The following is a 6000-nucleotide window of genomic DNA, read 5'->3' as shown; positions in this document are numbered from 1 at the left end:
TATTTTTAGGTTGTTACCTATAAAACGCTTTCCAATTGGTAATTTTGGCACACCGCTTGCTTTTAAGTAATAAAGCAACGCGAAAGGAGTAGAAAAATTGAGTGGAACGGAAAACCATTAAATTTTTAGACAGGATTACAGGCACACCCATGCTCGAATCTGCACCTGTCCAACCATTTTCTCTTGACGTTTTTTGCAAGGATAGCAGAATGGTATACTCTGACTTTATTAAATTAGAAAATCAGACAGAATGTGAAACCTGGATTTTATAGTGATATGAGTAACTCCTCGGAAAATATTTTTTCAACCGGATATGTGCTCAACGAAAAATGGGTGATCATCGAATTGGTCGGCAAAGGCGCCATGGGTGAGGTTTATCGCGCGCACTAACTGAACCTCAAGCGTGATGTGGCCATTAAGGTCATCTCACAGGAGATGCTGCAATCTTTTGAAGACGATCCCGAAGGGGTTGAAACCGCTGTCCAGCGATTTCGGCGCGAGGTTGAGGCTATGGCCCGGGTTCGGCACCCCAATGTCCTGCAAATTTTTGATTATGGCTCTGATTTAATTACTACAAAAGGGCAAGACATTCAGGTCGAATATATCGTTATGGAGTTCATTCCGGGAACCTCTCTGCGGTTTACCATGTCTGAAGAAGGGTTCTATCCGGAACAGAACTTGACGGCCGGGTGGCTTGTCGACTATTTTCTACCGCTGCTGGAAGGTGTTGAAGCCATTCATGCTCAGGAGATCGCTCACCGGGATCTGAAGCCGGAAAACGTTCTTTTGGATGCTGCAATTCCGAAAATTGCCGATTTTGGTCTGGCCGGTTCCAGTCGCATGAAACCGGTGACCCAGTCCATCGATGTCAGGGGCACGCCGGCCTACATGTCACCGGAGCATTTCTTCGATTTTAAAAAGGCGGATCAACACAGCGATATTTATTCACTGGGCAAGATTCTGTATGAGGCCGTGGACGGCAAGCTCGGCCAGGAAACCATCCCTTTCAAAAGCGTTGGTTTGCAGAATAAAGACACTCCTTTTTTTCAACAACTGGACCGGATCATCCAAAATGCGACGGCTGAGAAAAAAGAAAAGCGCCTGCAATCGGTCGGAGAACTTCGAAAAAAACTTGTGGATGCCATTGACTTATTGAAAACGGAAACGGCGGATGACACCGCTGAAACTCACACTCGTTTTTCATTTCTGACTCAACCTGTTTTCATCTGGGCGGGCATTCTGATTGCGATTGTATCGGTGGGATTAATGGGACTCTGGCACTTAATGGGTGAACCCGCTAAAACTACGGAGCGTTTAAGAAGTCCCCAGACACCACCAATTGAGTCTTCCCATCTACGATCCCAGGAGCCTGCCAAATCTGTTCCAAGCGCCACCCCTGCTCCGGCTCCATCTATCCGCGGCAAAGACGGTTTGACCATGCTCCTCATCCCCGGCGGCGAGGTCAAGACCGCTTCGAAGGTTTCAACTACTCAGGGAGAGACCGTTTCGGTCCCGTCCTTTTACATAGATGAAAAGATGGTGTCGAATCATCGCTTTACCGAATTTTTGAACGAAGTTAAAGAAAGCTTGACCATAGAAAACGGAGTTGTCAAAAATAACGACAAGATCTGGTTCTATCTGGGAAAAGGCTCTGAGCCTTTTGAGCAGATTGTTTATGAGCACGGGCGTTTCCAGTTGCGCAACGCAAAACATGCGGTTCAGCCGGTTGTGCGGGTTACCTGGTATGGCGCTAGGGCCTATGCACGCCATTACGACAAGCGCCTGGTGACCGAATCCGAATGGAATTATTTGTTTTCAAAGCAAAGCCTGAGCGATATCATCGCTTTAGCAGACAAAACAGACTCTCCACCGGCAAAAACCCAGCATGTGCCGGCCGACTCTGAAACCCACAACATCCACATGATGAATATGGATACCCCGGCCGGCGGCGGCGAGACATCGGGCAATACGCCGGCGGAGCGGCATGCATTGAATGAGACTTATGCCCCCCCTGCCGCAGATACTGCTTATGATCTGAAGCAGATCAAGGAATGGGCCATCCGGAGTGCTGTGGATCGAAAAGAAATGAGTGCAACCGGAGCCCAAGGCAACATCGGTTATCCGAGTATTGTCATCGACAAGTCCCTCCGCCACGGGCCCGCCTCCAAAAGCTTCAGGTACCCTTGGGAAGCGTTCCCTGATGTCGGCTTTAGATGTGCCCGGAGTTTATCCTGAACCCTGAACCCCTGGCGCGACGTAGCTTCAGCGTAGGCGGCTGAACCTCCTAACCCAGACCGACCGGATGTCCAATTTTTGTGAAATCCCGTAGTATATAACGGTCTACGGTCATTTTTATCTGGTTAATGATGAGGTCTGAAATATATTCAAACAGTAAATTCCACGTTATTTTGTGTTGAAATAGCTTATCTGTCAATAATTTCTTTTAAAATGCCAAGATTTATGATAATCCAGCTTGAAAAGCTGCAATAAAATATATCTTACGAGGATTTTTTTTAAGGTGAGATTTCATGATAGCATATGATCTGGAATGTGCCGATGGCCACTGTTTTGAGGGTTGGTTTGAAGATGCTCAAGCCTATGAAGATCAGGAAGCAAAGGGGCTGATTTCATGCCCGGTTTGTAACGTCGCTTCCGTTGCCAGACTTCCTTCCACTTTCGCCATTAAATCATCACAGAGCGTCAAAGAGGTTTCCGATCAACAAGCTGATTTAGTTGCAATCGGACAGAAGCTGGTTGAATTTGTGGAGAAAAATTTCGACGATGTTGGTTGCGATTTTGCCAAAGAAGCTTTGAAAATACATTACGGTGCAGCCGAGCCAAGAAATATAAGGGGTATAAGTACCAAGGAAGAAGAGGAAACATTACACAATGAAGGGGTGCAGTATTTCAAATTTCCGAAGCCTGAGCCGCTGGATACTGATGCCTAACCTGGTCCTCTGGGCCAGGTCAAAGATATTTGGCTCTGCCTTAGAGTTTTGTGTCTAAAATCACAAATTCCAAGCACCAAATCACAAATAAATCACAAATTCCAATATTCAATCGTTCGACCTAGAGGCCTTTCGGCCCCGAGCCTTTCGGCAGTGAGCTCAAGGCCGAGGGGCTCTCGACAGGTGACCAAAACCTTCCAGGCCGAGACATTGTTTAGATTTTTGAATTTCGGTCAGCCGACTTCGCCATAGTAGCCTTTTGGCTACGACGGCTGAATTGTTATTTGTTTGATATTTGATATTTGTTATTTGGAATTTAATTTGCTCCATTTGAGATAGGTGCACCCCTGTGGGGGCAAACCAAAGCCTGGTCCTCTGGGCCTCCGGCTCGTAGAGCCTACGCCTCGGAGAGCCAGGATTCTTTATGAGCCTGATTTTATGCCGGCTCCCCATTCTCTTAAATTTTTCACAATAAATTCTATAACTTTTTGATGGGTCACCTGGCCGCCGCCTTCCACCACCAAAGGTTCTCCAAACTTCAGGTAAAGGGGTTTGCGGGGGTCAACCTGCCCCAAATCCTTAATGAACCTGCCGTTTTTTTGAAAGTCCGTCTTCAATGCAACCGGCAGCACCGGTACGCCTGCTTTACGTGCCAGCTTGATTCCCAGTGAGTTGAAAGATGCTGTATCAAAAGTATCACTGCGCGTCGCCTGCGGAAAGACGAATACGGATCGACCGCTTGCAAGGAAAGCCTGCCCTTGCGTCAGAACCGTTTTCAGGTCCTCACGGGGGCTGCGCCTGGTAACCGCTATGGGGTCAACCGCACACATAATCGAACCGAAAAGCGGATATTTGAGAAGCCCTTCCTTGACCACAAAGGTTGTGTGGTTGAATGCCAGCAAAATGCAGGGCAGAATCAGGGTGTCGATCAGACTCATGTGGTTGGCAATGTAGACCAGTGGTCCCTGTTGTGCAGTCATCGGGCTCAAGCCGGACACATGAAATATACCGCCGGCGGCCTCGACGACTTTGAAAACATCCAGCGAGCCGCTGGCCCAAGCCTTACGATTATACCGCCCTTTGCGAGCGGTGATGCTTTCCTTCAAAACGACGGCAACCAAGCGGGAGTAATAAGTAAATGTTGCCCAGCCGGGCAGGTTTTCCACCAGAAAGCGAGGCCTGGGGGGGCTTTGATAGCCATACGTTGTCCTGAGTATATGCCAAAAGCGGTCTATCTTCATACGCTTTATGGAGACCTTTGAAAAATGTTCAATTTTGTTCAAGTTCAAGGGCAATTCCGCAGGACAGCGGAATTGGATCCACCAAAGGTGGACCCGTAAGGGTGAGGGGCATGGACGCCCCGAGTCAACGCGAAAATTTTATCCACCCCGTACGATCTTCCGGCCTGTCCCGGTTATTCCACGGGGACCTACGGGGCAGGCACGAATACATAGAGTATTTCGAGGATAGAGCTAAAGCTCCACTCCGTGCAAAATGTTGAGTCTGACCCCAGAGGAATAGGCTTTGCATTCCACAGGGCAGGCGCAGAAATTGGGCCTCCTGCTCATAGAGGCGAGCCTACGCCTCGGAGAGCAAAAAGGGGCGTTTTGCAAAGGTCTCTATTTGTTCAGTAAATATGTGGACTATTGCGCATTGATATAATCAAAGGCATCTTTGACGGTCAGCATTTTTTCAGCTTCTTCGTCGGATATATCAATATCAAATTCCTCTTCCATGGACATGATCAGCTCAACGAGATCCAGAGAATCAGCGCCCAGGTCATCCACAAATGACGCCTCCGGCACAACTTCATCCAAGTCAACACTCAATTTGTCGGCAATGATCTTGCTTACTTTCTCTTTTACAGACATCTAAATCACCTCCTTTTACATATACATACCACCACTTATATGAATAACCTGCCCTGTAATGTATGACGCCTTTTCAGAAGCCAGAAAAGCAACTACACCGGCCACATCTTCGGGCTCTCCCGCACGTCCCAGCGGGACCTGGTCCAGCATTGCATTCCTGGCCTTTTCGGGGAGTGATGCCGTCATATCCGTTTCAATAAAACCGGGTGCAACTGCATTAACCGTAATGCCGCGTGATGCAAGTTCTTTTGCAGTAGCTTTGGTAAGTCCGATTAAGCCTGCTTTTGAGGCCGAATAATTTGCCTGGCCCGCATTGCCGGTTACGCCGACAACCGACGCTATGTTCACAATGCGACCATAGCGCTGCTTCATCATGGCCTTGGCGGCAATCTTCGTACATACAAAAGCACCCTTTAAGTTTATATCTAAAACAGCATCCCAGTCATTTTCTTTCATGCGGACCAGTAGTCCGTCTTTGGTAATACCGGCATTGTTTACAAGTACATCTATCCTTCCGGTTGCGTCCAGAATTTCTTTGAAAAAGCCTGTGACCTCTTCTTTTACTGCAATATTAACACTTCTGCCAACTGCCGTTCCTTGAGCATGGGCTACAAGTCTTTCTGTTTCAGCGGCAGCTTTCATTTCAGCAGCCGGGTCGTTTGGTGAAAAATAATTAAAATAAATATGTGTATCCGGTGCTGCCAAAGCAAGACAAATGGCCCTTCCAATACCTCTTGAGCCACCTGTAACCACTACAGTATGCTTGTTTTGTTCCGTCATGATAACCTCTCAAACAGTTTGATTTTTTATTCTGCGATTTCAACCACTTTGCGTCCCTTGTAAGTCCCGCAGCTGGGGCATGCGTGGTGGGGGAGGCGGGCTTCTCCGCAATGGGAGCAGGGTGTCAGATTTGGAGCGGTAATTTTCTGGTGGGTGCGCCGTTTGTTGCGTTTTGACTTAGATTTCTTGCGCTTAGGTACAGCCATGAGTAAAAATCCTTTTTAACTAATTGTAATTATGTTAATTATTGGCAACAGCGATGTCTCGGCAAAAGTTAAAACATTAGTAATTAAAACCCAAAGGATTGTCAAGAAATATTTCATACAGTTTTTAGGTTTGATTGCATCCAAATTCTGAATGTACAGGTAATGGTGGCTTTCAAGATGAAAAACAACGTGAAA

Annotated in this window: 6 protein-coding genes; 2 read left to right on the top strand and 4 right to left on the bottom strand. The window is 47.3% G+C overall.

Annotation, left to right across the window (positions count from 1 at the left end; translation table 11 throughout):
• Positions 1-408 precede the first annotated feature (408 nt).
• Complete coding sequence (locus tag V3S16_RS07035; protein WP_413883964.1) at positions 409-2235, top strand: bifunctional serine/threonine-protein kinase/formylglycine-generating enzyme family protein; 1827 nt, start codon at positions 409-411, stop codon at positions 2233-2235.
• 293 nt (positions 2236-2528) lie between these two features.
• A complete protein-coding gene (locus V3S16_RS07030) occupies positions 2529-2948 on the top strand; it encodes a DUF1178 family protein (protein WP_413883963.1) in 420 nt (139 codons plus the stop codon).
• 422 nt (positions 2949-3370) lie between these two features.
• On the opposite strand, the gene V3S16_RS07025 is transcribed toward V3S16_RS07030, so the two are convergent.
• The 4 genes from V3S16_RS07025 to rpmF form a co-directional block, all read right to left on the bottom strand.
• A complete protein-coding gene (locus V3S16_RS07025; protein ID WP_413883962.1) occupies positions 3371-4237 on the bottom strand; it encodes a lysophospholipid acyltransferase family protein in 867 nt (288 codons plus the stop codon).
• Positions 4238-4591: 354 nt separating this feature from the next.
• Positions 4592-4819 carry an acyl carrier protein gene (gene acpP, locus V3S16_RS07020; RefSeq protein ID WP_413883961.1) on the bottom strand — a complete coding sequence of 76 codons (228 nt, stop codon included), beginning with the start codon at positions 4817-4819 and terminating at the stop codon, positions 4592-4594.
• 15 nt (positions 4820-4834) lie between these two features.
• Positions 4835-5599, bottom strand: a complete 765-nt coding sequence (gene fabG / locus V3S16_RS07015; RefSeq protein WP_413883960.1) for a 3-oxoacyl-[acyl-carrier-protein] reductase — start codon at positions 5597-5599, stop codon at positions 4835-4837.
• A 26-nt stretch (positions 5600-5625) separates the two neighbouring features.
• Complete coding sequence (gene rpmF, locus V3S16_RS07010) at positions 5626-5805, bottom strand: 50S ribosomal protein L32 (RefSeq protein ID WP_413883959.1); 180 nt, start codon at positions 5803-5805, stop codon at positions 5626-5628.
• Positions 5806-6000 lie beyond the last annotated feature (195 nt).

The organism is Candidatus Desulfatibia sp., from assembly GCF_036446775.1.
Taxonomy (GTDB): domain Bacteria; phylum Desulfobacterota; class Desulfobacteria; order Desulfobacterales; family UBA11574; genus Desulfatibia_A.
The sequence above is the reverse complement of the archived record's forward strand: the minus strand, read 5'-3'. Positions and strand labels throughout refer to the sequence as shown.